Source organism: Promicromonospora sp. CA-289599 (assembly GCF_050936155.1).
GTDB lineage: Bacteria > Actinomycetota > Actinomycetes > Actinomycetales > Cellulomonadaceae > Promicromonospora.
This window is the reverse complement of record NZ_JBNJNI010000001.1, coordinates 4,715,318-4,736,757: the sequence shown is the minus strand read 5'-3', so window position 1 is coordinate 4,736,757 and position 21,440 is coordinate 4,715,318. Positions and strand designations below refer to the sequence as shown.

Below are 21,440 nucleotides of genomic sequence, written 5' to 3'. Positions count from 1 at the left end.
GATCCGCAGATCGGGTCAGCGCAGCGCCTCGGCGTCGTCGTGGTAGTCCGTGGCGACCGGAGGCATGTGCCCGTCGGTGCCGTCGGCGTACTGGTCCGGGGCAGCGGAGGACCCGTCGTCCGCGCCGTCGTCCCCCGAGGACGACTGGTCGAAGACCTGCGGCTGCTGGTCGCCACGGATGAGGGCGAGCGCCGACGGGAGGTCGTCCGCGGCGACCAGCACGTCGCGCGCCTTGGACCCCTCCGAGGGCCCCACGATCTCGCGCGACTCCAGGAGGTCCATGAGCCGCCCGGCCTTGGCGAAGCCCACGCGGAGCTTGCGCTGCAGCATCGACGTCGACCCGAACTGCGTGGTGACCACGAGCTCCGTGGCCTGCAGCAGCAGGTCGAGGTCGTCGCCGATGTCGTCGTCCACCTGCTTCTTCGCCGCGGCGGGCGCGGCGACGTCCTCGCGGTACACGGGCTTGAGCTGGCTCTTCACGTGCTCGACGACCTGGTGCACCTCGGACTCGGTGACCCAGGCGCCCTGGACGCGCATCGGCTTGGCGGCGCCCATGGGCAGGAAGAGCGCGTCACCCTGGCCGATGAGCTTCTCGGCCCCCGGCTGGTCGAGCACGACGCGCGAGTCGGTGACCGACGACGTCGCGAACGCGAGCCGAGACGGCACGTTCGCCTTGATGAGCCCGGTGACGACGTCGACGGACGGGCGCTGCGTCGCCAGCACCAGGTGGATGCCGGCCGCACGCGCGAGCTGCGTGATGCGCTGGATCGAGGCCTCGACGTCGCGCGGGGCGACCATCATCAGGTCGGCGAGCTCGTCGACCACGACCAGCAGGTACGGGTAGGGCGCGATCTTGCGCTCCGAGCCCGGCAGCGGCTTGACCTTGCCGGCCCGGACCGCCGTGTTGAAGTCGTCGATGTGCTTGAAGCCGAACATCGCCAGGTCGTCGTAGCGGGCGTCCATCTCGCGCACCACCCAGTCGAGGGCCTCGGCGGCCTTCTTGGGGCTGGTGATGATCGGCGTGATGAGGTGCGGGATGCCCTCGTAGACGGTGAGCTCGACGCGCTTGGGGTCCACCAGGATGAGGCGCACCTGCTCGGGCGTCGAGCGCATCAGGATCGACGTGATCATCGAGTTGATGAAGCTGGACTTACCGGCGCCCGTCGCACCGGCCACGAGGATGTGCGGCATCTTCGCCAGGTTGGCCACCACGTAGCCTCCCTCGACGTCCTTGCCCACGCCCATCACCATGGGGTGCTCGGTACGCCGCGCGGCGCCCGAGCGCAGCACGTCGCCCAGCACCACGGTCTCGCGGTCCGTGTTCGGGATCTCGATGCCGATGGCGGACTTGCCCGGGATGGGCGACAGGATGCGCACGTCCGCGCTCGCCACCGCGTACGCGATGTTGTTGGACAGCGACGTGATGCGCTCGACCTTGGTCTTGGCGCCCACCTCGACCTCGTACCGCGTGACCGTCGGCCCGCGGCTGAAACCGGTGACCTTGGCGTCCACGCCGAACTGCTCGAACACGCCCGTCAGCGACTCGACCACCCGGTCGTTCGCCGCCGACCGTGCCTTGTGGGGCGCGCCCGCGACCAGGAGCTCCTCGTCGGGCAGCAGGTAGACCGTGTCGCCGTCCAGCATGGGCTGCACGCCCCGCGGCATCGGCTCGCTCGCCCGCGGCGGCCTGGGCCCGTCAGGCTTGGGGGGGGCCTTGTCGCCCGACACCGCGCGCTCGCCGTCGGGGCCGAGCACCCCGGGACCGATGGCCGGAGCGCCGGTGACCTTGCCCGCGGACTCGCTGGTCGGGATGCGCTGCGTGGTGAGCCTGCCGGCCTTCGCGGCGCGTTCGGCGGCCTCAACCTCGGCGGCCTTCTCGAAGGCCTCGTCGCCCACGAACCCGGCGAGACGCTCCTTCTCGGCCGCGATCTCCTCCTTGGTGCGGCGCTTGCGGCGCTTCGTGGTCCCGGCGGTGCCGTCGTGCCGCGAGACGCCGTCGGCGAGCGGGAGCCCGTCCTCGTCGGTGGCTGCCTCCTCACGGTGGTTACCGGTCAGCCGGTCGTACATACCGCGCAGGCGCGCCGGGATCCGGTGCACCGGCGTCGCCGTCACGATGAGGACGCCGAAGAAACCGGCCAGGACGTAGAGCGGGATCGCGAACCACTGTGTCAGGCCGGTGACCACCGGCGTCGCGAAGAGGAACCCGATGATGCCGCCGGCGTCCTGCACGGGGGCGAAGCCCGCCGTCGGCGAGGGCAGGTCCGCGCTGATGTGCACGAGCGAGCACGTGGCGACCACCAGGAAGCTGAGCCCGATCGCGACCCGGCCGTTCTGCTGGGCACGCTCGGGATGGCGCATGACGCGGAAGGCGAGCCAGACGAGCAGCACCGGGAGCGCTACGCCCGCGATGCCGAAGGTGCCGGCGACCACCGCGTGCACACCGTCGCCGAACGGTCCGTCGATGCCCCACCACTCGCGTGCGGCGACGATCACCGCGACAGCGAGCAGCGCGAAGCCGACGCCGTCGCGCCGGTGGTCCGGTTCCAGTTCCTGTCCTCCCTGCTGCGTTGCCTGCTGCGCGCCCCCGTCGGACGTGTCGTGCGCCGTCCGCGGCCCTGCCGCACGGGTGGCGCCACCGACCGCGTGCGCCATACCCATCCACAGCCCGCGTAGTGCACGCACCGGCCACGGTGGGCGAGACGGACCGGACGCGGCCTTGGCCGCCGGGCGGGCAGCCCCCCGGCGCTGCGCCGGTCGCTTCGACGCGGCAGCCTTGGGCTTGGCGCTCTTCGCGCCCTGCCCGGATCCCTTCCCGGAGCTTCGCCGGGCCGACGTGCGGGTCGCCATGATGTCGCCACCGTAACCGGGGAGGGCGGCCGGGCCCAGGAAGTCTCGCGGTGTGTCCCAGGACCGGGTCCTTGTCCGCTTTGCGGGGATCCGCCCGGGGCGGGGGTATCAGGCTCCGCCGGTATGGCCTGAGCCTGCGGTTCCGCTTCGGGCGCGTACCTCCGGCTCAGCCCAGGAGCAGCCCCACTGCCAGCGTCCCCACCCCGGCGGCGAGGACCACCGCGCCGACCGGGAGCAGCACCACCGCGCGGTTGGGCTTCGTCCGCCCCTCGCCCATCGCGGAGAGGAAGAACCCGGCGGGCATCAGGATCGCCGCGTACAGCACGCCGGTGGCCGCCAGCCAGTGTGCGAATCCCGTCAGGCTCGTCGCCTCGGACAGGAGCAGGCAGATCAGGCCGAGGATCACGAGCACGCCCGCGTGTGCGTGGCCTGCCCGGTAGAAGCTCTTCTGCAGGTCGGTGGTGACCAACCGCCCGCCGAAGACCTTGAGCAGGAAGAACCCGCCCGACTCGATCCCGATGACGGTCAGCAGCACGATGCCCGCTGTGATGCGGGCGGGATCAGAGAGCTCGAGCACGGCTTCCTCCAGGGACTAGACGCTCCGGTGTTTCATAACGGTGTTATCAAACAGCGTTCGCAAACGAACGTCAAGGCTTCTAGACTCACGCCATGGCTCGACCACGACTGCACGACGACGCGCTGCGCACCCGGCTCCTCGAGGTCACGTCGCGAATGATCTCGTCCGACGGCGAGGGCGCCGTGACCGTGCGCAAGGTCGCCGCGGAGGCGGGCACCAGCGCCTCGGCCGTCTACGCGCTCTTCGGCTCGCGCGAGGCGCTGGTCGAGGCGGTCGGCGACGAGGGTTTCCGGCGCTTCGCCGAGCACCTCGCCGCCGTCGGCCACGGGCAAGACCCCGCGGCGGACCTGCGCGCCCTCGGGGGCGCGTACCGGAAGTTCGCCCTAGCGGACCCGCACTTCTACCGCGTCATGTTCTACCGCGCGGTGGCACCGGCCGACGGCGGTCCGGCGGACGCCGTCGACCGGCCCACCTTCCAGGTGCTGCACGACGCCGTCGCCAGGGCGCTCGACGGCGCGCCGCCCGAACGCGTGCTGAGCGCCGCCGTCGGGCTGTGGGGGCTGGTGCACGGGTTGGTGTCGCTCGAGCTGGCCGGTCTGCTGCCCGGGGACGCGCGCGCGCGCGAGGCGGCGTTCGACCGGGCCGCCGGAACGGTCGGGCCGGCGCTGCTCGCGGGCTGACACCGGGCACCGGACCCGCGGCCTGGCGCGTCATACCGGTCGGACGTGTCAGACCGGCAGCCCGTCAGCGCCCTGAAGCGAGCGCCCTGATCAGGCGAATCCTGCGGCCTTCTCCTGTGCTGCCGTGGCCTCCCGGACGATCCTGACCCACTGGACGAACGCGACGGTGAGCGCGACGGCGGCGACGGACCGGACGATGATCTCCACGTCCTGGTCGGACGAGGTGAAGACGCGCAGGCCGGACAGCAGCCAGAAGAGCCACCACACGCCCAGGGCGACCCGGCGTTGCCCGTCGGGCAGGACCGCGCCGCGGATGTCCCGGACCACCTGGAGGGGGACCCAGAGGAAGGCGACGGGGACCAGCCAACCGAGCCAGGTCCAGGCCCGGCCCTGTGCGAACCGGGCTGCGGGGTTCCAGGCCTCGGCGAACGTGCGGCAGGCCTGGAGCCAGACGCAGGCGGCGACGTAGGCGGCCAGGCCGAACAGGAGCGCCACGGTGGCTCCGTTGGGGTCGATCCGGACACCCAGGCCGATGCTGATGCCGGACGCCTCGCCCCGGCCGCCGGTGAAGATCAGGATCGCCAGGCTGGCCAGCTCGACGAAGAGCAGGCAGCACGCGGCCACGGTCGTCCCGACCGCCAGCCCCGCGGGCGGCTCGGGCAGCGGCTTGCCGGACGCGCGACGACGTACGGGCGGGTAGGCCTGGTCGACGGGCACTCGCTGCTGCCCGCTGACCGGTGTGAGCGGTCCGGCGTGCTGTCCGGTGCTCGCACCGGCGTAGTGCTCGGGGTACTGGAGCTCGGCATAGGGGGACTGCGGGTGTGCTGGGCTGCCCAGCTGCTCCGGGTGGGGCTGCCTGCCTCGTTGCGGGACGGGCTCGCCCCAGGGAGCGGCGCCGTTCGGGTGGGGGGTGCGCGGGTCGGACATCAATGGCCTCCGAATGTGTTCCCGCCACCGTACTCACACCGCAATGTCCGATAGCAACCAGTTGCGGGTGAACCCGCGTCCAACTGGCCAATTCGTGGGCGCCGGCTGCGCTTTCCGGAGGGCCCCCGGGCGCCACGGCCGGTCAGCGGCGCGCCAGGTCCGGGTGCGGCACCTCCCGGTACAGGCGGAGCGACGCGAGCAGCAGCCAGGCGAACCCGACCACGACGGCGAGCCACAGCCCGCCCATCCCGGCAGGACCGAGCGCGGCCCCGCCGACGAAACCCACGAGGACCACGATCCCGGCAGCCCTCGACCAGGCCGCGTGGCCACGCTCACCGTGCCGGGCGAGCCACCCGCCGAGCAGCAGGGCGGCGATCCCGAACGCGACGAACCCGATGCCACCGAACGCGAAGTGCAGCACGCCGGAGAGGCTCATCGTCGTGGCGCCTTCCTGCCCGGGCGGGAACCCAGGCATCGGGTCGGGCGGGAAGATCGCGCTCGCCACCATCGTGGCGCCGTAGATGCCCACCGCGATCCCGGTGCCGCGGGCGCCCGCCCGGACCAGCCCGACCCCGGCGACCAGCACCATCACACCGCTCAGCGCCAGGTTTGTGATCTGCATCCAGCCGCCGTCACCCAGCATGAGCACGCTCAGCGGGTGCCGCGCGAAGTCGAACCCTTCCCGGGTGAACGCCAGGACGAGCCCGACGAGCACGTAGAACGGCCCCGCGACCACACCCCAGCCGAGCATCGACCGCGTCACCGCGGCAGCCATGTCGAACTCGCTCGCCTGTGCCATCTCGTCCTCCGGACGCATCGCGCCGGCGAGGTGCCGACGTCCTTCCCGATAGACGACGGCGGCAGCGGGAACTGAGCGCTGTGCACCGGATCCGGGCCGGACGCGTCAGACGTGGGCCCGATCAGGTGGGCCGGGCGACGCGGCCCAGCAGGGCGGCGAGCTGCGTCAGCTCACCGGCCGACAGCGCGGCCAGCGGGGTCCTCGCCAACACCGTCGAGACGAGCTCGTCGCGGACCTGACGGCCCTTGACGGTCAGCACCAGCACCCGGGAGCGCCGGTCGTCCGGGTCCACCGCGCGCTCCACCAGCCCTCGGTCGATGAGCTGGTTGCTGATGAAGGTGAGGTTCGGCGCGTTGCAGTACAGGCGCTCGGCCATCACCTTCATCGAGGGCGGCGGCTCGTCCGGGTCGATGAGCCACAGCGCCTGGAACGTCGCCGGCGTCATCTGGTGCTCGGCCAACGACTCCCCCAGCAGGTCGTTCGTCCGCATCCAGAGGTCGTGCGTCGCGGCGACCACCGCGGTGAGATCGGGCGTGGTCATGCCCACATCCTATCGATACTTCGAGACTCGAAGGAAAGGTGCTACGTTCAACCCTCCGATACTTCGAGACTCGAAACAATGGAGGATCTTGTGAGCGACGACCACCGCGGCGTCACCGCCCTCGTCACCGGCGCGTCGAAAGGGCTCGGGCGGGCCTACGCGCTCGAGCTGGCACACCGGGGAGCCCGCGTGATCCTGCTGGCCCGGTCGGAGCCAGGCCTCCGGACGGTCGCCGCAGAGATCCGCGAACAGCACGCGGGCACCGATACCGAGGTGATCACCGGTGACCTCGCCGCACCCGACGGCCCCGAACGGATCCTGCGAGAGCTGCGCGACCGCGGCCTGACCGTCGACCTGCTGCTCAACAACGCCGGGGCGGGCAGCGTGGGCCCGTTCCTCAGCCGCCCGCTCGGGCCGCAGCTGAGCACCGTCGGGCTGAACATCAGCGGCCTGCTCGCGCTGACCCACGCGATCGGGGCCGAGATGGTCGCGCGCGGGTCGGGCGGCATCATCAACGTCTCGTCGACCGCGGCCTTCCAGCCCATGCCCTACCAGGCCAGCTACGCGGCGACGAAGGCCTTCGTGCTCTCCTTCAGCGAGGCGCTGGCCGAGGAGCTGCGCGGCACCGGGGTGCACGTCATGGCGGCGCACCCCGGCGCCGTCGCCACCGGTTTCTTCGACGGCACCACGGCCCGCATCGACGAACGGCTGGCCGACACAGCGGCAGCCGTCGCCGCTCGCACCCTGGACGACTACGCGCGACGGCGCGCCGTCTCCTATCCCGGCCGGGCCGTGACCCGGGTGATGACCTGGCCGGCACGCCTGCTGCCGCGCACGCTCGTCCCGCGGCTGACCGGCGGGCTCAACCGCCGGCTGCGCCTGCACGAGGTGGTCGACGCCGTCTAGCCGCTGGCCACGTGCGCCGCATGCCTCAGAGTCACGCCGTCCAGCTCGACGAGAACGGGGTTATGTACGTGACCGGGCTGGTCACGTACATAACCCCGTTCTCACCGGCAGCCGGCCAAGCCGGCCAGGCCCGGCCGACAGGGCCGAGCCGTGCCGCAGCCCCGATCAGGCCTCGAGGACCACCGGGACGATCATCGGCTTGCGGCGCAGCCGCGTCGCCACGTAGCGCCCGATGGTGCGGCGCATGATCTGCTGCAGCTGGTGCGTGTCCGTGGCCCCGCCCGCGATCGCATTTTCCAGCGCCGCGGTGACCTCCGGCATCACCTTGTCGAACACCGAGGCATCCTCGGCCATACCCCGCGCGAGAACCTGCGGGGGTGCCAGCACCTTACCTGTCGCGGTGTCGATGACAGCGAAGACGGACACGAAGCCCTCCTGCCCCAGGACCACGCGGTCCTTGAGCTCGGCCTCCGTGATCTCGCCGACCGACGAGCCGTCGACGTATACATAACCACACGGCACGGCGCCCACGACGGACGCCTTGCCGTCCACGAGGTCGACGACGACGCCGTCCTCGGCGAGCACCACGCGGTCGGCCGGCACGCCGGTCTTGACCGCGAGCGCCCCGTTCGCCACCAGGTGGCGCACCTCGCCGTGCACGGGCATGACGTTCTTCGGCTTGAGGATGTTGTAGCAGTACATGAGCTCGCCGGCCGAGGCGTGCCCGGAGACGTGCACCTTGGCGTTGCCGCCGTGCACCACGCGTGCGCCGAGGCGGGTCAGGCCGTTGATGATGCGGAAGACGGCGTTCTCGTTGCCCGGGATGAGCGAGGAAGCGAGGATCACGGTGTCGCCGAACTCGACCTGCACCTTGTGGTCGCCGTTGGCCATGCGGGACAGCGCCGCCATCGGCTCGCCCTGGGAGCCGGTCGACATGTAGACGATCCGGTCGTCGGGCACCGAGTCGGCCTTCTTGATGTCGATGAGCACGCCCGGCGGGACGTCGAGGTAGCCGAGGTCGGCGGCGATGCCCATGTTGCGCACCATGGAGCGGCCGACGAGGGCCACGCGCCGGCCGTGCGCGTGCGCCGCGTTGAGCACCTGCTGCACGCGGTGCACGTGCGACGAGAACGACGCGACGATGATCCGCTTGTCGGCGTGCGCGAAGACGTCGTCGAGCACCGGGCCGATCTCGGCCTCCGGCGTCACGAAGCCCGGCACCTCCGCGTTGGTGGAGTCCACCATGAAGAGGTCGACACCCTTCTCGCCGAGGCGGGCGAAGGCGCGCAGGTCGGTGATGCGGCCGTCGAGCGGCAGCTGGTCCATCTTGAAGTCACCGGTGTGCAGCACGGTGCCCGCGGCGGTGGTGACCGCCACGGCGAGCGCGTCCGGGATGGAGTGGTTGACGGCGACGAACTCGCAGTCGAAGATGCCGAGCTGCTCGCGCTGCCCTTCCTTCACCTCGAGCGTGTAGGGCTTGATGCGGTGCTCCTTGAGCTTCGCCTCGATGAAGGCGAGCGTCAGGCGCGAACCGACCAGCGGGATGTCCCCGCGCAGCCGGAGCAGGTACGGCACGGCGCCGATGTGGTCCTCGTGACCGTGCGTCAGCACTATCGCCTCGATGTCGTCGAGGCGGTCCTTGATGTAGTCGAAGTCCGGCAGGATCAGGTCCACGCCGGGCTGGTTGTCCTCGGGGAACAGCACGCCGCAGTCGATGACGAGCAGCTTTCCGGCATGCTCCAGGACCGCCATGTTGCGTCCCACCTCGCCCAGGCCGCCGAGGGCGACGATCCGCAGTCCGCCTTCAGGCAGCGCGGGGGGCAGGGACAGTTCGGGGTGAGGATGACTCACGTGGCCTCCAAGGCCTCGTTCCAACAGAGAAGATCTAGTGCCCGACGGCGGAGCTCGCCTCCGCGAGCTCGCTCACCTCGGGCTGACGTACGGGGGCGTCGTCACGCAGCAGACCGGCCTCGGCCAGGACCACGCGCAGGGCGGCCACCTCGGCGTCCGTCGCGGCGACGTTGGGCAGGCGCAGGAACCGGTTGTCCGTGATGCCGAGCGCCTCGACCGCGGCCTTGGCCATGACGGCCTGGGCGCCGGCGCCGTTCAGGGCGTCGATGACGCCGGTCGCCGTGCGGAAGACCTCGACGGCCCCTGCGATGTCGCCGGCGTCGAACCGGCGGACGGTCTCCGCGAAGTGCGCGCCGACGACGTGCGCCGACACGGAGACGATGCCCGCGCCGCCGACGCTCAGGAACGGCAGCAGCAGGCCGTCGTCGCCCGAGTACCACGCCAGCCCGGTCTCCGCGATGAGCTTGGTGGCGGCGTAGACGTCGCCGGTGGCGTCCTTGTTGGCGATGATCCGCGGGTGCTGCGCCAGGCGCCGGTAGGTCTCGGGCGCGATGCGCACCACGGTGCGGCCGGGCACGTCGTACAGCATGACGGGCAGGTCCGTCGCGTCCGCGACGGCCACGAAGTGCTGGTACAGGCCCTCCTGGCTGGGCCGCGAGTAGTACGGCGAGACGACGAGCAGACCGTCCGCGCCGGCCTCGGCGGCCTGCTCGGCCATGCGGATCGCGTGCACCGTGTCGTTCGAGCCCGCGCCGGCGACGACGGCCGCCCGGTCGCCCACGGCCTCGACGACCGCGGCGACGAGCTCTTCCTTCTCGGGCGTGTGCGTCACCGGGGACTCGCCGGTGGTGCCGGAGAGGACGAGGCCGTCGTTGCCGTCGTCCACCAGCTTCTTCGCCAGCTTGACCGCTGCCTTCAGGTCCACGGCGCCCTCGGGCGTCATCGGGGTGACCATAGCGGTCAGGACCGCGCCGAACGGGCGCGCCGGGTCAGTGGGAAGAACCATGGCTCTACCGTACCGTTTACCGCCCCGATCACCGCCGTCCCACAAGCGCTTCCAGCCGGTCGACGGCGGAGGCGATCTCGTCGTTGGTCAGCCGCTGCACGCCTGGCTTCCGGGCTACCTCGTGCAGGCCCGCCGTAAAGGTGGCGAACACCGTCGGGTCAAGGCCCTGGCGGTGGGGCGCGGCGTCCGCGGCGACCCGGTCCGCGACCACGTCGTCGGGCGCCTCGACGAGGATGTGGAGGAAGCGAGCGCCGGCGCGTGCGGCGGCGTCCGCGAAGCGTGCGACCTGGTCGGATCGTGCCACGAGCTGTGGCACCACGACGTCGTCCCCGCCGCGCAGGTGCACCGTCACCATGGCGAGCCCGAGGGCCCGAGCCGGTTCCGCTGTGCTGCGTGCGTCGCCGCTGATCAGCGCCCGCACGACGTCGATGTCGAGGCAGAGCGTGCCGGGGTGCCGCGCCGACCAGGCCGCCGCGACCGCCGACTTGCCGACGCCCGGCAGGCCGTTGAGCAGGATCAGCCGCGCGCCGTGGGTCACCGCTCGACCAGCACGCCGTCCTCGTCGGCGTACACGGTGGCGCCGGGGCGGAACACGACGCCGCCGATCTCCACCGTCTCGTCCAGCACGCCCGCGCCCGTCTTCGACGACTTGCGGGGGTTGGTGCCGAGCGCCTTGACCCCCAGGCGCAGCCCGCCGATCGCCACGGAGTCGCGGATCGCGCCGTGGATGATCGCGCCGGCCCAGCCGTTCTCCACCGCCGCGGCCGCGATGAGGTCACCCATCAGGGCGCTGCGGAGCGAGCCGCCACCGTCGACGACGAGCACAGCGCCCTCGCCAGGGGTCTGCGTCACCGCTTTGACCAGGCCGTTGTCCTCGAAGCACCGCACGGTGCGTACCGGGCCGGAGAAGCTCCGCACCCCGCCGAAGTCGCGCAGCTGGACCGGGAGCGAGGCCAGCGCCTCGCCGTGCTCGTCGTACAGGTCGGCGGTCGCCGTCATCGTGATCCTCTCGTGGAAGGGTGTGCGCCAGCACCCTACTCAGTGGCGCTGCGGACCCGTCCGGCGGGCGGGCGGCGCGCCGAGTCCGCCCGACGACGACGTAGCCTCGCTGCGTGAACGTCCTCCCCAGTGATCCGGCGGCCCGCGCAGCCGTCCGCCAGGGCGTGAGCGTCTCGGTGGCGACCGGCCTGTACGGCATCTCGTTCGGCGCCCTGTCGGTCGCCGCCGGGGTCGGCCTCGGCCCGACCATGGCCCTGAGCCTGCTCATGTTCTCCGGCGGCTCGCAGTTCGCCCTGATCGGTGTCATCGGCGCGGCGGGCACTCCCGTCGCCGCGGTCGCCACCGCGGCCCTGCTCGGCCTGCGCAACACCCTGTACGGCGCCGTGGTCTCGCCGCTGCTCCAGGTGCGCGGCTGGCGCCGGCTCGCCGCCGCCCACGTCACCATCGACGAGTCGACGGCGGTCGCCGTCGCCCAGCCGGAGCCCGCGGCCTCCCGGATCGGGTTCTGGGTCACCGGCGTCGGCGTCTTCGTGCTCTGGAACGTGTTCGTGCTCCTCGGCGCGCTCGCGGGCGACGCACTCGGCGACCCACGCGCCTGGGGCCTCGACGCGGCGGCCGCCGCCGCGTTCCTGGCCCTGGTCTGGCCGCGGCTCGCACCGCGCCGTGCCCAGCTCGTCGCGGGGCTCGCCGTCGTGGCCACCGCCGCGCTCATCCCCTTGGTCCCGCCGGGCATCCCGGTGCTCGCCGCGGCAGCGGTCGCGATCGTCGTGGGCCTGGTCGCGCCGTCCGTCCCCGGTGCGACCGCCGCCGGGCGGCCCGAGAGCCAGACCGACCACGAGACCGACCACGAGACCGACAGAGAGCCTGCCCGATGACCACCACCGTCCTGTGGACCACCGTGCTGGTGGCGTCCCTGGCCTGCTACGCCCTCAAGCTCGGCGGGCACCTGATCCCCCGCGGCTGGCTGGCCTCCGAGCGCGTCCAGCGGGTCACCGCGCTCGTCACGGTGGCGCTGCTCGTCTCCCTCGTCGTGGTCCAGGGGTTCGCCGACGGGCGCACCCTGACGGTGGACGCGCGCGTGCCCGCCCTGGCGGTCGCGGCGCTCGCGCTCGCACTGCGCGCCCCGTTCATCCTGGTGGTGGTGCTGGCGGCAGCCACGGCCGCGGGCCTCCGCGCCCTCGGCTGGGGTTGAAGCCCTTCCCGATGACCATGTACCTGCTGCCAGGATCGAGCCGCGCCTGGCAGCAGGTACATGGTCATCCTGACGACGCGTCGGGCAGCTAGGGTGGCCGCGTGGCACTGTTTCGCGAGACCGCCGACGTATCCGTCCGCCCAGCGATCGCCGGCGACGAGTCCGCCGTGACCGACGTGCAGGTCGCCGCATGGCGCGCCACCGGCGTGCTCGGCGAAGGGGTCATCGACGCGCTCGACGTGCCCGCCATGCGGGAGCGCTGGTCGTCGGCCATCACCTCGCCGCCCGGCCCCGGCTTCGCGGTGTTCGTCGCGCTCGCGGGGCCCGACGTCGTGGGGTTCGCCGCCGTCTCACCCGGTCAGGTGCTGTCGCTCGAGGTGCTGCCCGAGGCCCAGCGCGCAGGGCACGGCTCCCGTCTGCTCGCGGCCGCCGTCGACCGGCTCCGTTCCGACGGCTCGGAGACCGTGACCACCTGGACCCTGGCGGACGACACCGCGCGCGCCGCCTTCCTGGACTCCAGCGGGCTCGGCGAGGACGGCCGCAGCCGCACCCTCGCGACGGGGGTCCGCGAGGTCGTCGAGCACCGCTGGTCCGCCGCGATCTGACGGCTGCGCCGTCCGGTCCGTAGCCGTGCCCACCGGCCTGCCCACCACCGTGCCCACCGACCTGCCCACCCAGCGAATCGCAGGTTTCACGCCCGCGTGACAGTCCCGTGACACGGCCTTGCGACCATCACCTTCATGGGGATACGCACGGAGTACTTCGCCGCACCTAGCGATGAGGTGGCGGCGACGGCACTCCGCGCACCAGGCGGGCCGGCCGACCCGGACCAGCGCACCGACCTGCCGCGCTTCGACGCCGTCGAGGTGCCCTCGATGGACCCCTTCGTGATGCTCGGCGGGCTCGCCGGTGCGCTGTCCGGCCGACCCTACGGCGAGGTCACAGCGCATCCGCGACATGGGACGCTGGTCTGCAGCGGAGGCGACGAGGGGCCGTGGATCGTCACCGTCTCGCAGATACTCGCCGACGACCTCGCGTCCGCCGCGCCCGCCCGCCTGGCCCGGGTGGCCCGTGAGTGGCACGCCACCGCTACGCCCGCCGTCCCGCCACGCCAGCTCGCCGAGGCGCTGCTGCCGCTCGCGGCGCTCGCCGCCCGCGCGGCCGACCAGGGATACGGGCTCTACTGCTGGACGAGCCTCACCGAATGACGGGCACCAATGACGCGCACCGAGTGCGCATGGAGCGTGCCGTCCTGCCGGTGAGCGCCGCTTGAAAGCAGCGTGACCTCTGAGCCGTGGAGGTGCTTCACTGACCCGGTGATCCGCACCCCCAACCCGCTCTGGCGGACCTTCGTCGAGCTCCGTGGCAACCCTCGCGCCTGCGTGTGGACCGAGCCGTTGTGGGGCCTGTCCATGGCCCTCGTGCTGCCGTACGCGTCGGTGTTCATGCTGGCGCTGGGCCTGCACGACCAGCAGATCGGGTTCCTGGCGACCGTCGCGATGCTGTCCCAGGTCTTCTTCGGGCTGGCCGGCGGGATCATCACCGACCGGTTGGGCCGGCGTGCCACGACCGCGTGGTTCGACGTGATCGCCTGGGTGATCCCGTGCGTGCTGTGGGCGTTCGCGGAGAACTTCTGGTTCTTCCTCGCGGCGTCGCTCGTGAACGGCGCCCTGCAGGTCACGCAGAACTCGTGGGACTGCCTCATGGTCGAGGACGCCGAACGGGGCCAGATCACCCGGATCTACTCGCTGGTCAAGGTCGCGGCCGACTGCTCGGCCCTGTTCGCGCCGCTGGCCGCCGTCCTGGTCGCGCAGCTCGGGCTCGAACCCGCCGTGCGCATCCTGTACGTCAACGCGGCGGTCGTGATGACCGTGAAGATCGTCTGGCTCTACCTGTGGTCGCGGGAGACCCGGCAGGGCCGCGTCCGCATGGCCGCGACCCGCGGGCACAGCGTGTGGCGCATGCTGGCCGGGTACCGCGGCGCGCTGGGCCTGCTGCTGCGCTCGCGCGGTTCGCTCCTCGCGCTGGCAGTGGCCGCGCTGACCGCCGCGGTCACGCTCGTCAACGGCACGTTCTGGCAGGTGGTGGCCAGCCAGCACCTGCACGTGCCGGACGCCCTGCTGCCCTTCTTCCCGATGGTCCGTTCCATCCTGTCGGTGGTCTTCTTCTTCACGCTCATCCCGCTCCTGACCACCGCAGTCGACCTCAGGCGCGCCACGCTGTGGGGGTTCGGGGTCCACCTCGCGGGTCAGGTGGTGCTGGTCGCCATCCCTGCGTCCGCCGGCGGCGCGACGGCGGCGACGTACGCGTTCCTCGGCCTGTGCCTGCTCCTGGACAGCTTCGGGGCGGGCATGCTGTTCATGCTCTCGGAGTCGCTCGTGGCGCTGCACGTGGACCAGGCCGAACGCTCGCGGGTGATGGCACTCCAGCGCACGTGCATCATGCTCGCCGCGGCGCCGTTCGGCTGGATCTCCGGCTGGCTCTCCGGGATCGACCGCACCTATCCGTTCATGCTCACGGCGGCCCTGCTCGTCGTCGGGCTCGTGCTGGTGATGGTGCGCTGGGTGCCCACCCAGCCGGACGTGGAGTCCGACCTGGTGCCCGACGCCGCCTAGGGCCCGAGCAGCGAGCGGCAACCACTCCTGCCTATCGTCGTGAGGACGACGCGGTAAGGAGCACATCATGCACATCGGGTACACCCTCATGACCGAGCAGAGCGGACCGCGGGAGCTGCTGCGGTACGCGGTCGCCGCCGAGGAGGCGGGCTTCGACTTCGAGCTCTCCAGCGACCACTTCTCCCCCTGGCTCCCCGAGCAGGGACACGCACCCAACGCATGGGTGCTCCTGGGCGCGGTGGCCCAGGCGACGAGCCGGGTCGAGCTGATGACGTTCGTGACCTGCCCGACCATGCGGTACCACCCGGCGGTGGTGGCACAGCAGGCGGCGACGCTCCAGCTCCTGGCCGACGGCCGCTTCACCCTCGGGCTGGGCTCGGGCGAGAACCTCAACGAGCACGTGATCGGCGAGGGCTGGCCCGCCATCGCCGTCCGCCAGGACATGCTCGAGGAGGCGATGCACATCATCCGCGAGCTGCTCACGGGCGAGCTGGTCACGTGGGAGGGCGAGTACTTCCGGGTCGACTCGGCGCGCCTCTGGGACGTGCCGGACGCCGGGGTACAGATCGGCGCGGCCCTCTCGGGCAAGCACGGTGTCGAGCGGTTCGCGCCGCTCGCGGACCACCTGGTCCAGGCGATGCCCGACGCCGACGTGGTCACGGGCTGGAACGCCAAGCACTCCGGTGGGTCGCGGGTGTTCGGCCAGGTGCCGATCTGCTGGGATCCGGACGAGGACAAGGCGATAGAGCGCGCCCACTCGGAGTTCCGCTGGTTCGGCGGCGGCTGGTCGGTGAACGCGGACCTGCCCACACCGGCCGGGTTCACCGGAGCCTCGCAGTTCGTGCGGCCGGAGGACGTCGCGTCGTCGATCGCCTGCGGGCCGGACCTGGACAAGCTCGCCGAGAGCGCCCGCCCGTTCCTGGACGCCGGGTTCACCGACCTCGCGATAGTGCAGGTGGGCGACCACAACCAGGACCGGTTTCTCGCCGAGGCGGCCGGGCCGTTCGTGGAGCGCCTGCGGGCGCTCTAGCCGGGCCGGTCCTGGCGGCGAGGCTAACCCTGGGCGGCCGGGGCCGGCTTGGCGCGGTAGAACCCCGCGGCCTTGCGCAGGGCCTCGCGGGCCCGACGGCGGTCTCCCGAGGCGTCGTACGCGAACGCGAGGTGGTACCAGGCGCGCCAGTCCTCCGGCGCGGCCTCGACGGCCGCGCGCCGCGGCTCGAACGCCTCGTCGGCGGCGGCCCGGTCGATGCGCCCGCCCGGTGACCGGGGCAGGTCGTCCACGGGGAGGTCGCCCTCGGCGAACAGCGTGTCCGCCATGGTCTGCACCGTCGCCGCGAGCCGGTACTCGCGCACGATCAGCCCGATGACCAGCAGCGGGATGATCAGCACCGCCAGGCCGATCGCGATCAGCACGGGCTCGCCGGCGCGCACCATCGTGATGCCGCGCCCCGCGATCTGCCAGATGTACAGCGCGAGCAGCGCGGTGACGGCCAGCGTGCCGGGCAGCCCCTTGGGCAGCTTGCGGCCCGCGCTGCGGGTCTCCGGGTCGGTCACGACAGGTCCAGCACGTGCTCGAGGCCGACCGTCAGCCCCGGGCGGGACACCACCGACCGGATCGCGAGCAGCACGCCGGGCATGAACGAGGACCGGTCGAACGAGTCCTGCCGGATGATGAGCTGCTCCCCCTCGTTGCCGAAGAGGATCTCCTCGTGCGCCACGAGCCCGCGCAGCCGCACGGCGTGCACGCGCACCCCGTCGACGTCGGCCCCGCGGGCCTCCCAGCCCGTCTCCGTCGCGTCGGGCGACGGCCCAAGGCCCGCCTCCGCGCGGGCCGTGGTGATCGCCGCGGCCGTGTGCCTGGCGGTACCGGACGGGGCGTCCACCTTGTTCGGGTGGTGCAGCTCGATGACCTCCGCGGACTCGAAGTACCGGGCCGCCTTCGCGGCGAACGTCATCGCCAGCACCGCCGACAGCCCGAAGTTCGGGGCGATGAGCACACCGAGCGAGCCCGTGCCGCCCGTCCCCCGGGGCGACAGCTCGGCGAGGTGCGCCGCGACGCGGGCACGCGAGTCGTCGTCCCAGCCGGTGGTGCCGACCACCGCGTGCACACCGGCGTCGAGCACCGCGTGCACGTTGGCCTCGGTGACGGCGGGGATGGTGAAGTCGACGGCGACGTCGGCCCCGCCGAGCGTCTCGCTGGTGATCGTGTCGCCGTGGTCCAGTCTGGCGACCAGCTCCAGACCGTCCGCGGCCTCGACGGCCGCACACGCCTGGGTGCCCATGCGCCCGGCCGCGCCGAGCACCGCCACCTTGATGTCACTCACGATCTACCACCCTCTAGTTCTTCGTTGAGTGCTGGATATTCGCCCCTCCAGCGGCTCTGAAGGGGCGAATACCCAGCACTCAACGGGACGTCAGTTGTTGAAAGGGCCCACGCGGACGATCGATCTGGGGCGGGCGGCCAGGTCTGCCGCCAGCTCCTGGACCTCTGTCGCCGTGACCGCCTGGATGCGCTCCAGCGACTCCTCCAGCGACAGCAGGTCGCCGTACACGAGCTCGGCCTTGCCGAGGCGGCTCATGCGCGACCCGGAGTCCTCCAGCCCGAGCACGGTACCGCCGGACAGCTGCCCGATCGACCGCTTCAGCTCGGACTCGGTGATCCCGTCGTTCGCGAGCTTCTCCAGCTCCTCGACGAGCAGCTCCGTGACCTGGTCGGCCTTGGCGGCAGCGCAGCCCGCGTACAGGCCGAACGTGCCGAGCCCGCCGTGCGCGGACGCGAACGAGTACGTCGAGTACGCCAGGCCCCGCTTCTCGCGGATCTCCTGGAACAGCCTGGACGACATGCCGCCGCCCAGCACCGCGTTAAGCACGGACAGCGCGAAGCGCCGGTCGTCCGTCGCCGAGATACCGGTCGACCCGATGATGATGTTGGCCTGCTCGACCTGACGCTTCACCGTCAGCTCGGCGCCCGCCTCCGGCACGCCCGTGCGGTCCTCGGTCGTCCCCCGGCGGTCACGCGGCGCGACGGCGGCGTCGAGGTCCCACCCGCCGTCGGTCAGCGCCTGGGTCACCTGCTGCACGAGCTTGTCGTGGTCGATACCGCCCGCGGCCGTGACCACGAGGGTCTCCGGCCGGTAGTTCCAGCGGTAGTGGTCCCAGACGGCGGCGCGCGGGACGGCGTTGATCGTCTCGGGCGTGCCGCCGATCGGGCGGCCCAGCGCGTGGTCGCCCAGGACCACGGCGGAGAACTGCTCGTGCACGACGTCGGTCGGGTCGTCGTCGTTCATCGCGAGCTCTTCGAGGATGACGCCGCGCTCGGTCTCGAGCTCGTCGGCATCCAGGCGCGCGGAGGTGACCATGTCGGAGATGACGTCGACCGCCATCGGCAGGTCGGAGTCGAGCACCCGCGCGTAGTAGCAGGTGTGCTCCTTGCCGGTGGCAGCGTTCGCCTCACCGCCGACGGCGTCGAACGCCTCGGCGATGTCCATCGCGGACCGCCGTGCGGTCCCCTTGAAGAGCAGGTGCTCCAGGAAGTGCGTCGAGCCGAAGTGGCCGTCGGTCTCGTCCCGCGAGCCGACGCCGATCCACGCACCCACCGTCGCCGAGCGCTGGCCCGGCATGTGCTCGGTGAGTACACGGACACCGCCGGGCAGGACGGAGCGACGAATGGTCGCCCCGTCCTGCCCGGCGGTCAGCTCGGCACCGGGCTCGCCCGTGGGGACGAGCGGCAGGTGCCACGCCATGTCAGGCGTCCGCTGATGCGGTGGCCTCGGTGGCCGGCTCGACGGCGTCGGCCGGAGCCGACTCGTCCTCGTCGGTCACGGCGACCAGCGACAGCTTGCCGCGCGGGTCGATCTCACCGATCTCGACCTGGACCTTCTGGCCGATGGACAGCACGTCGTCGACGTTCTCGACGCGCTTGCCACCCACGAGCTTGCGGATCTGGCTGATGTGCAGCAGACCGTCCTTGCCCGGGGAGAGCGAGATGAAGGCGCCGAACGACGTCGTCTTGACGACGGTTCCGACGAACCGCTCGCCCACCTCGGGGACGTGCGGGTTGGCGATCGCGTTGATCGCCGCGCGGGCGGCCTCGGCCGAGGGTCCGTCGACAGCACCGATGTACACGGTGCCGTCGTCCTCGATGGAGATGTCCGCGCCCGTCTCCTCCTGGATCTGGTTGATCATCTTGCCCTTCGGCCCGATGACCTCGCCGATCTTGTCGACCGGAACCTTCACGGAGATGACGCGCGGGGCGTTCGGGGACATCTCGTCGGGCGTGTCGATCGCCTCGTCGAGCACCTCGAGGATGGTCAGGCGCGCGTCGCGAGCCTGGCCGAGTGCCGCACTCAGCACCGACGCGGGGATGCCGTCGAGCTTCGTGTCGAGCTGGATGGCCGTGACGAACTCCTTGGTACCGGCGACCTTGAAGTCCATGTCACCGAACGCGTCCTCGGCGCCCAGGATGTCCGTCATCGCGGCGTAGCGGGTCTCGCCGTCCACGGTGTCGGACACGAGGCCCATCGCGATACCGGCGACCGCCGCACGCAGCGGCACACCGGCGTTGAGCAGCGACAGCGTGCTCGCGCACACCGAGCCCATCGACGTCGAGCCGTTGGAGCCGAGAGCCTCGGACACCTGGCGGATCGCGTACGGGAACTCCTCGCGGCTCGGCAGGACCGGCACCAGGGCACGCTCGGCGAGCGCACCGTGGCCGATCTCGCGGCGCTTCGGGCTGCCCACGCGGCCCGTCTCACCGGTCGAGTACGGCGGGAAGTTGTAGTTGTGCATGTAGCGCTTGCGCGTCTCCGGACCGAGCGAGTCGATCTGCTGCTCCATGCGGAGCATGTTCAGCGTGGTGACACCCAGGATCTGGGTCTCGCCGCGCTCGAAGATCGCCGAACCGTGCACGCGGGGCAGCACCTCGACCTCGGCCGAGAGGGTGCGGATGTCCGCGAGGCCACGGCCGTCGATACGGACGCCCTCGGTCAGCACGCGCTGGCGGACGAGCTTCTTCTGCAGCGAGCGGAAGGCAGCCGACAGCTCCTTCTCGCGGCCCTCGAACTGCCCGGCCAGCTGCTCCTGCAGCCCGGCCTTGAGCTCGTCGAGCTTGTTCTCGCGGTCCTGCTTGTCCGCGATGGTCAGCGCCTCGCGCGTCGGCGCGGAGACGGCGGCCTCGACGGCCGCGAACGCGTCGTCCTGGTAGTCCGGGAAGAGCTTGAACTCCTGCGTCTCCTTGCCGGACTGCGCGGCGAGCTGGACCTGCGCGTCGCACAGGGCCTTGATGAACGGCTTGGCCGCGTCGATGCCCTCGGCGACGACGGTCTCGGTCGGCGCGGCGACGCCGTCGTTCTTGATGAGGGTCCACGCGTTGTCGGTGGCCTCGGCCTCGATCATGGCGATCGCGACGTCGTCACCCACGACACGACCGGCGACGACCATGTCGAAGACCGCGCGCTCCTTGTCGGAGTACTTGGGGAACGCGACCCACTGGCCGTCGACCAGCGCGATGCGCACGGCACCGACCGGGCCGTCGAACGGCAGGCCGGAGATCTGGGTCGACGCCGACGCGGCGTTGATCGCCAGGGTGTCGTACGCGTCGTCCGGGTGCAGCGCCATGACGGTGATGACGACCTGGACCTCGTTGCGCAGGCCCTTGACGAACAGGGGGCGCAGCGGGCGGTCGGTCAGGCGGCAGGTCAGGATCGCGTCGGTCGACGGGCGACCCTCGCGACGGAAGAACGAGCCGGGGATGCGCCCGGCGGCGTACATCCGCTCCTCGACGTCCACCGTCAGCGGGAAGAAGTCGAACTGGTCCTTCGGGTGCTTGCCGGCCGTCGTGGTCGACAGCAGCATGGTCTCGCCGTCGAGGTAGGCGGCGACAGCACCGCCGGCCTGCTTGGCGAGGCGTCCGGTCTCGAACCGGACGGTACGGGTGCCGAAGCGACCGTTGTCGATGACGGCCTCGGCGAACTGGATCTCGGGACCCTCCACGGGTGCCCTCCTTCTGTTGGGGTGTTCTCTTGGAACGCCCCCGTGCCCGACGGTCATCGATCGAGGCCTACCGAACCGCCGCTCGCCACGGGGCGAGGTGTTCGGGAAGCCACTACCGAGGACCGGACGAGGTCACGGGCGGCGCGTTGTTGTCGTACTACAGCATCTCACCAGACCAGCCCGGCCCCCGCAGCGGGGGCCGGGCTGGTAGGCGTCATGTCAGCGGCGCAGGCCGAGCTTGTCGACCAGGGCGCGGTAGCGCTCGATGTCGATCCCCTTGAGGTAACCCTGGAGACGACGGCGCTGGCCCACGAGGAGCAGCAGACCACGACGGCTGTGGTGGTCGTGCTTGTGCTCCTTCAGGTGCTCGGTGAGGTCCTTGATGCGCTGCGTGAGGAGCGCGATCTGCACCTCCGGCGAGCCCGAGTCGCCCGGCTTGGTTCCGTACTCGGAAATGATCTGCTGCTTCGTGGCAGTGTCGAGCGGCATGGCTCTCCTTCAGTGTCGTT

The 21,440-nt window shown here is 71.7% G+C and carries 22 protein-coding genes; 8 read left to right on the top strand and 14 right to left on the bottom strand.

Features of this window, described 5'->3' with window-relative positions; translation table 11 throughout:
* Positions 1–15 precede the first annotated feature (15 nt).
* Positions 16–2,847: a DNA translocase FtsK 4TM domain-containing protein gene (locus ACQEVI_RS21090; RefSeq protein WP_432902385.1), complete on the bottom strand. Its 2,832-nt coding sequence runs from the start codon at positions 2,845–2,847 to the stop codon at positions 16–18.
* A gap of 166 nt (positions 2,848–3,013) precedes the next feature.
* Positions 3,014–3,424 carry a hypothetical protein gene (locus ACQEVI_RS21085; protein WP_432902383.1) on the bottom strand — a complete coding sequence of 137 codons (411 nt, stop codon included), beginning with the start codon at positions 3,422–3,424 and terminating at the stop codon, positions 3,014–3,016.
* 92 nt (positions 3,425–3,516) lie between these two features.
* On the opposite strand from ACQEVI_RS21085, the gene ACQEVI_RS21080 reads away from it, so the two are divergent.
* Entirely contained in the window at positions 3,517–4,104 is a 588-nt protein-coding gene (locus ACQEVI_RS21080; protein ID WP_432902382.1) for a TetR/AcrR family transcriptional regulator, read from the top strand.
* A gap of 90 nt (positions 4,105–4,194) precedes the next feature.
* On the opposite strand, the gene ACQEVI_RS21075 is transcribed toward ACQEVI_RS21080, so the two are convergent.
* The 3 genes from ACQEVI_RS21075 to ACQEVI_RS21065 form a co-directional block, all read right to left on the bottom strand.
* Entirely contained in the window at positions 4,195–5,031 is an 837-nt protein-coding gene (locus ACQEVI_RS21075) for a DUF4328 domain-containing protein (RefSeq protein WP_432902380.1), read from the bottom strand.
* A 142-nt stretch (positions 5,032–5,173) separates the two neighbouring features.
* Entirely contained in the window at positions 5,174–5,830 is a 657-nt protein-coding gene (locus ACQEVI_RS21070; protein WP_432902378.1) for a DUF998 domain-containing protein, read from the bottom strand.
* A 121-nt stretch (positions 5,831–5,951) separates the two neighbouring features.
* A complete protein-coding gene (locus tag ACQEVI_RS21065) occupies positions 5,952–6,371 on the bottom strand; it encodes a MarR family winged helix-turn-helix transcriptional regulator (protein WP_432902376.1) in 420 nt (139 codons plus the stop codon).
* A gap of 90 nt (positions 6,372–6,461) precedes the next feature.
* Here ACQEVI_RS21065 and ACQEVI_RS21060 point away from each other — a divergent pair, with 90 nt between their 5' ends.
* Entirely contained in the window at positions 6,462–7,277 is an 816-nt protein-coding gene (locus tag ACQEVI_RS21060) for an SDR family NAD(P)-dependent oxidoreductase (protein WP_432902374.1), read from the top strand.
* A 165-nt stretch (positions 7,278–7,442) separates the two neighbouring features.
* Here the strand turns inward: ACQEVI_RS21060 and ACQEVI_RS21055 are convergent, their stop codons facing one another.
* Genes ACQEVI_RS21055 through rraA form a run of 4 tightly spaced genes read right to left on the bottom strand, consistent with a single transcriptional unit; the run spans position 7,443 to position 11,133 of the window.
* Positions 7,443–9,128, bottom strand: a complete 1,686-nt coding sequence (locus ACQEVI_RS21055) for a ribonuclease J (protein WP_432902372.1) — start codon at positions 9,126–9,128, stop codon at positions 7,443–7,445.
* 34 nt (positions 9,129–9,162) lie between these two features.
* Complete coding sequence (dapA, locus tag ACQEVI_RS21050) at positions 9,163–10,134, bottom strand: 4-hydroxy-tetrahydrodipicolinate synthase (protein WP_432902370.1); 972 nt, start codon at positions 10,132–10,134, stop codon at positions 9,163–9,165.
* Positions 10,135–10,162: 28 nt separating this feature from the next.
* Entirely contained in the window at positions 10,163–10,672 is a 510-nt protein-coding gene (locus ACQEVI_RS21045) for an AAA family ATPase (protein ID WP_432902368.1), read from the bottom strand.
* Positions 10,669–11,133: a ribonuclease E activity regulator RraA gene (gene rraA, locus ACQEVI_RS21040; protein ID WP_432902366.1), complete on the bottom strand. Its 465-nt coding sequence runs from the start codon at positions 11,131–11,133 to the stop codon at positions 10,669–10,671. Before rraA ends, ACQEVI_RS21045 begins: the two co-directional genes overlap by 4 nt.
* Positions 11,134–11,246: 113 nt before the next feature.
* Here rraA and ACQEVI_RS21035 point away from each other — a divergent pair, with 113 nt between their 5' ends.
* The 6 genes from ACQEVI_RS21035 to ACQEVI_RS21010 all read left to right on the top strand — a co-directional run bounded on the left by ACQEVI_RS21035 (position 11,247) and on the right by ACQEVI_RS21010 (position 15,970).
* A complete protein-coding gene (locus ACQEVI_RS21035) occupies positions 11,247–12,008 on the top strand; it encodes an AzlC family ABC transporter permease (protein ID WP_432902364.1) in 762 nt (253 codons plus the stop codon).
* Entirely contained in the window at positions 12,005–12,325 is a 321-nt protein-coding gene (locus ACQEVI_RS21030; RefSeq protein WP_432902362.1) for an AzlD domain-containing protein, read from the top strand. The genes ACQEVI_RS21035 and ACQEVI_RS21030 overlap by 4 nt, the downstream gene beginning before the upstream one ends.
* 101 nt (positions 12,326–12,426) lie before the next feature.
* A complete protein-coding gene (locus tag ACQEVI_RS21025) occupies positions 12,427–12,930 on the top strand; it encodes an N-acetyltransferase family protein (RefSeq protein WP_432902360.1) in 504 nt (167 codons plus the stop codon).
* A gap of 135 nt (positions 12,931–13,065) precedes the next feature.
* Positions 13,066–13,533 (top strand): hypothetical protein, encoded by a 468-nt coding sequence (locus ACQEVI_RS21020; protein ID WP_432902358.1) that lies wholly within the window; start codon positions 13,066–13,068, stop codon positions 13,531–13,533.
* Positions 13,534–13,641: 108 nt separating this feature from the next.
* Complete coding sequence (locus tag ACQEVI_RS21015; RefSeq protein WP_432902356.1) at positions 13,642–14,940, top strand: MFS transporter; 1,299 nt, start codon at positions 13,642–13,644, stop codon at positions 14,938–14,940.
* A gap of 67 nt (positions 14,941–15,007) precedes the next feature.
* On the top strand, positions 15,008–15,970 hold the full coding sequence (locus ACQEVI_RS21010) for a TIGR03557 family F420-dependent LLM class oxidoreductase (protein WP_432902354.1): 963 nt from the start codon (positions 15,008–15,010) through the stop codon (positions 15,968–15,970).
* Positions 15,971–15,993: 23 nt separating this feature from the next.
* Here ACQEVI_RS21010 and ACQEVI_RS21005 read toward each other — a convergent pair whose 3' ends face one another.
* The 5 genes from ACQEVI_RS21005 to rpsO form a co-directional block, all read right to left on the bottom strand.
* Entirely contained in the window at positions 15,994–16,494 is a 501-nt protein-coding gene (locus ACQEVI_RS21005; protein ID WP_432902352.1) for a hypothetical protein, read from the bottom strand.
* Positions 16,491–17,264: a 4-hydroxy-tetrahydrodipicolinate reductase gene (gene dapB, locus ACQEVI_RS21000; protein WP_432902351.1), complete on the bottom strand. Its 774-nt coding sequence runs from the start codon at positions 17,262–17,264 to the stop codon at positions 16,491–16,493. Before dapB ends, ACQEVI_RS21005 begins: the two co-directional genes overlap by 4 nt.
* Positions 17,265–17,354: 90 nt before the next feature.
* Positions 17,355–18,683, bottom strand: a complete 1,329-nt coding sequence (locus tag ACQEVI_RS20995) for a M16 family metallopeptidase (protein WP_432902349.1) — start codon at positions 18,681–18,683, stop codon at positions 17,355–17,357.
* A 1-nt stretch (position 18,684) separates the two neighbouring features.
* Complete coding sequence (locus ACQEVI_RS20990; protein WP_432902347.1) at positions 18,685–20,931, bottom strand: polyribonucleotide nucleotidyltransferase; 2,247 nt, start codon at positions 20,929–20,931, stop codon at positions 18,685–18,687.
* A gap of 219 nt (positions 20,932–21,150) precedes the next feature.
* Positions 21,151–21,420, bottom strand: coding sequence for a 30S ribosomal protein S15 (rpsO, locus tag ACQEVI_RS20985; protein ID WP_020016810.1), 270 nt, complete (start codon positions 21,418–21,420; stop codon positions 21,151–21,153).
* Positions 21,421–21,440 lie beyond the last annotated feature (20 nt).

Coding starts and splice junctions, on each gene's coding strand:
- ACQEVI_RS21010 (WP_432902354.1), top strand. CDS start 15,008: ATGCACATCGGGTACACCCTCATGACCGAGCAGAGCGGACCGCGGGAG.
- ACQEVI_RS21070 (WP_432902378.1), bottom strand. CDS start 5,830: ATGGCACAGGCGAGCGAGTTCGACATGGCTGCCGCGGTGACGCGGTCG.
- ACQEVI_RS21090 (WP_432902385.1), bottom strand. CDS start 2,847: ATGGCGACCCGCACGTCGGCCCGGCGAAGCTCCGGGAAGGGATCCGGG.
- ACQEVI_RS21075 (WP_432902380.1), bottom strand. CDS start 5,031: ATGTCCGACCCGCGCACCCCCCACCCGAACGGCGCCGCTCCCTGGGGC.
- ACQEVI_RS21020 (WP_432902358.1), top strand. CDS start 13,066: ATGGGGATACGCACGGAGTACTTCGCCGCACCTAGCGATGAGGTGGCG.
- ACQEVI_RS21030 (WP_432902362.1), top strand. CDS start 12,005: ATGACCACCACCGTCCTGTGGACCACCGTGCTGGTGGCGTCCCTGGCC.
- dapA (WP_432902370.1), bottom strand. CDS start 10,134: ATGGTTCTTCCCACTGACCCGGCGCGCCCGTTCGGCGCGGTCCTGACC.
- rpsO (WP_020016810.1), bottom strand. CDS start 21,420: ATGCCGCTCGACACTGCCACGAAGCAGCAGATCATTTCCGAGTACGGA.
- ACQEVI_RS21080 (WP_432902382.1), top strand. CDS start 3,517: ATGGCTCGACCACGACTGCACGACGACGCGCTGCGCACCCGGCTCCTC.
- ACQEVI_RS21065 (WP_432902376.1), bottom strand. CDS start 6,371: ATGACCACGCCCGATCTCACCGCGGTGGTCGCCGCGACGCACGACCTC.
- ACQEVI_RS20995 (WP_432902349.1), bottom strand. CDS start 18,683: ATGGCGTGGCACCTGCCGCTCGTCCCCACGGGCGAGCCCGGTGCCGAG.
- rraA (WP_432902366.1), bottom strand. CDS start 11,133: ATGACGGCGACCGCCGACCTGTACGACGAGCACGGCGAGGCGCTGGCC.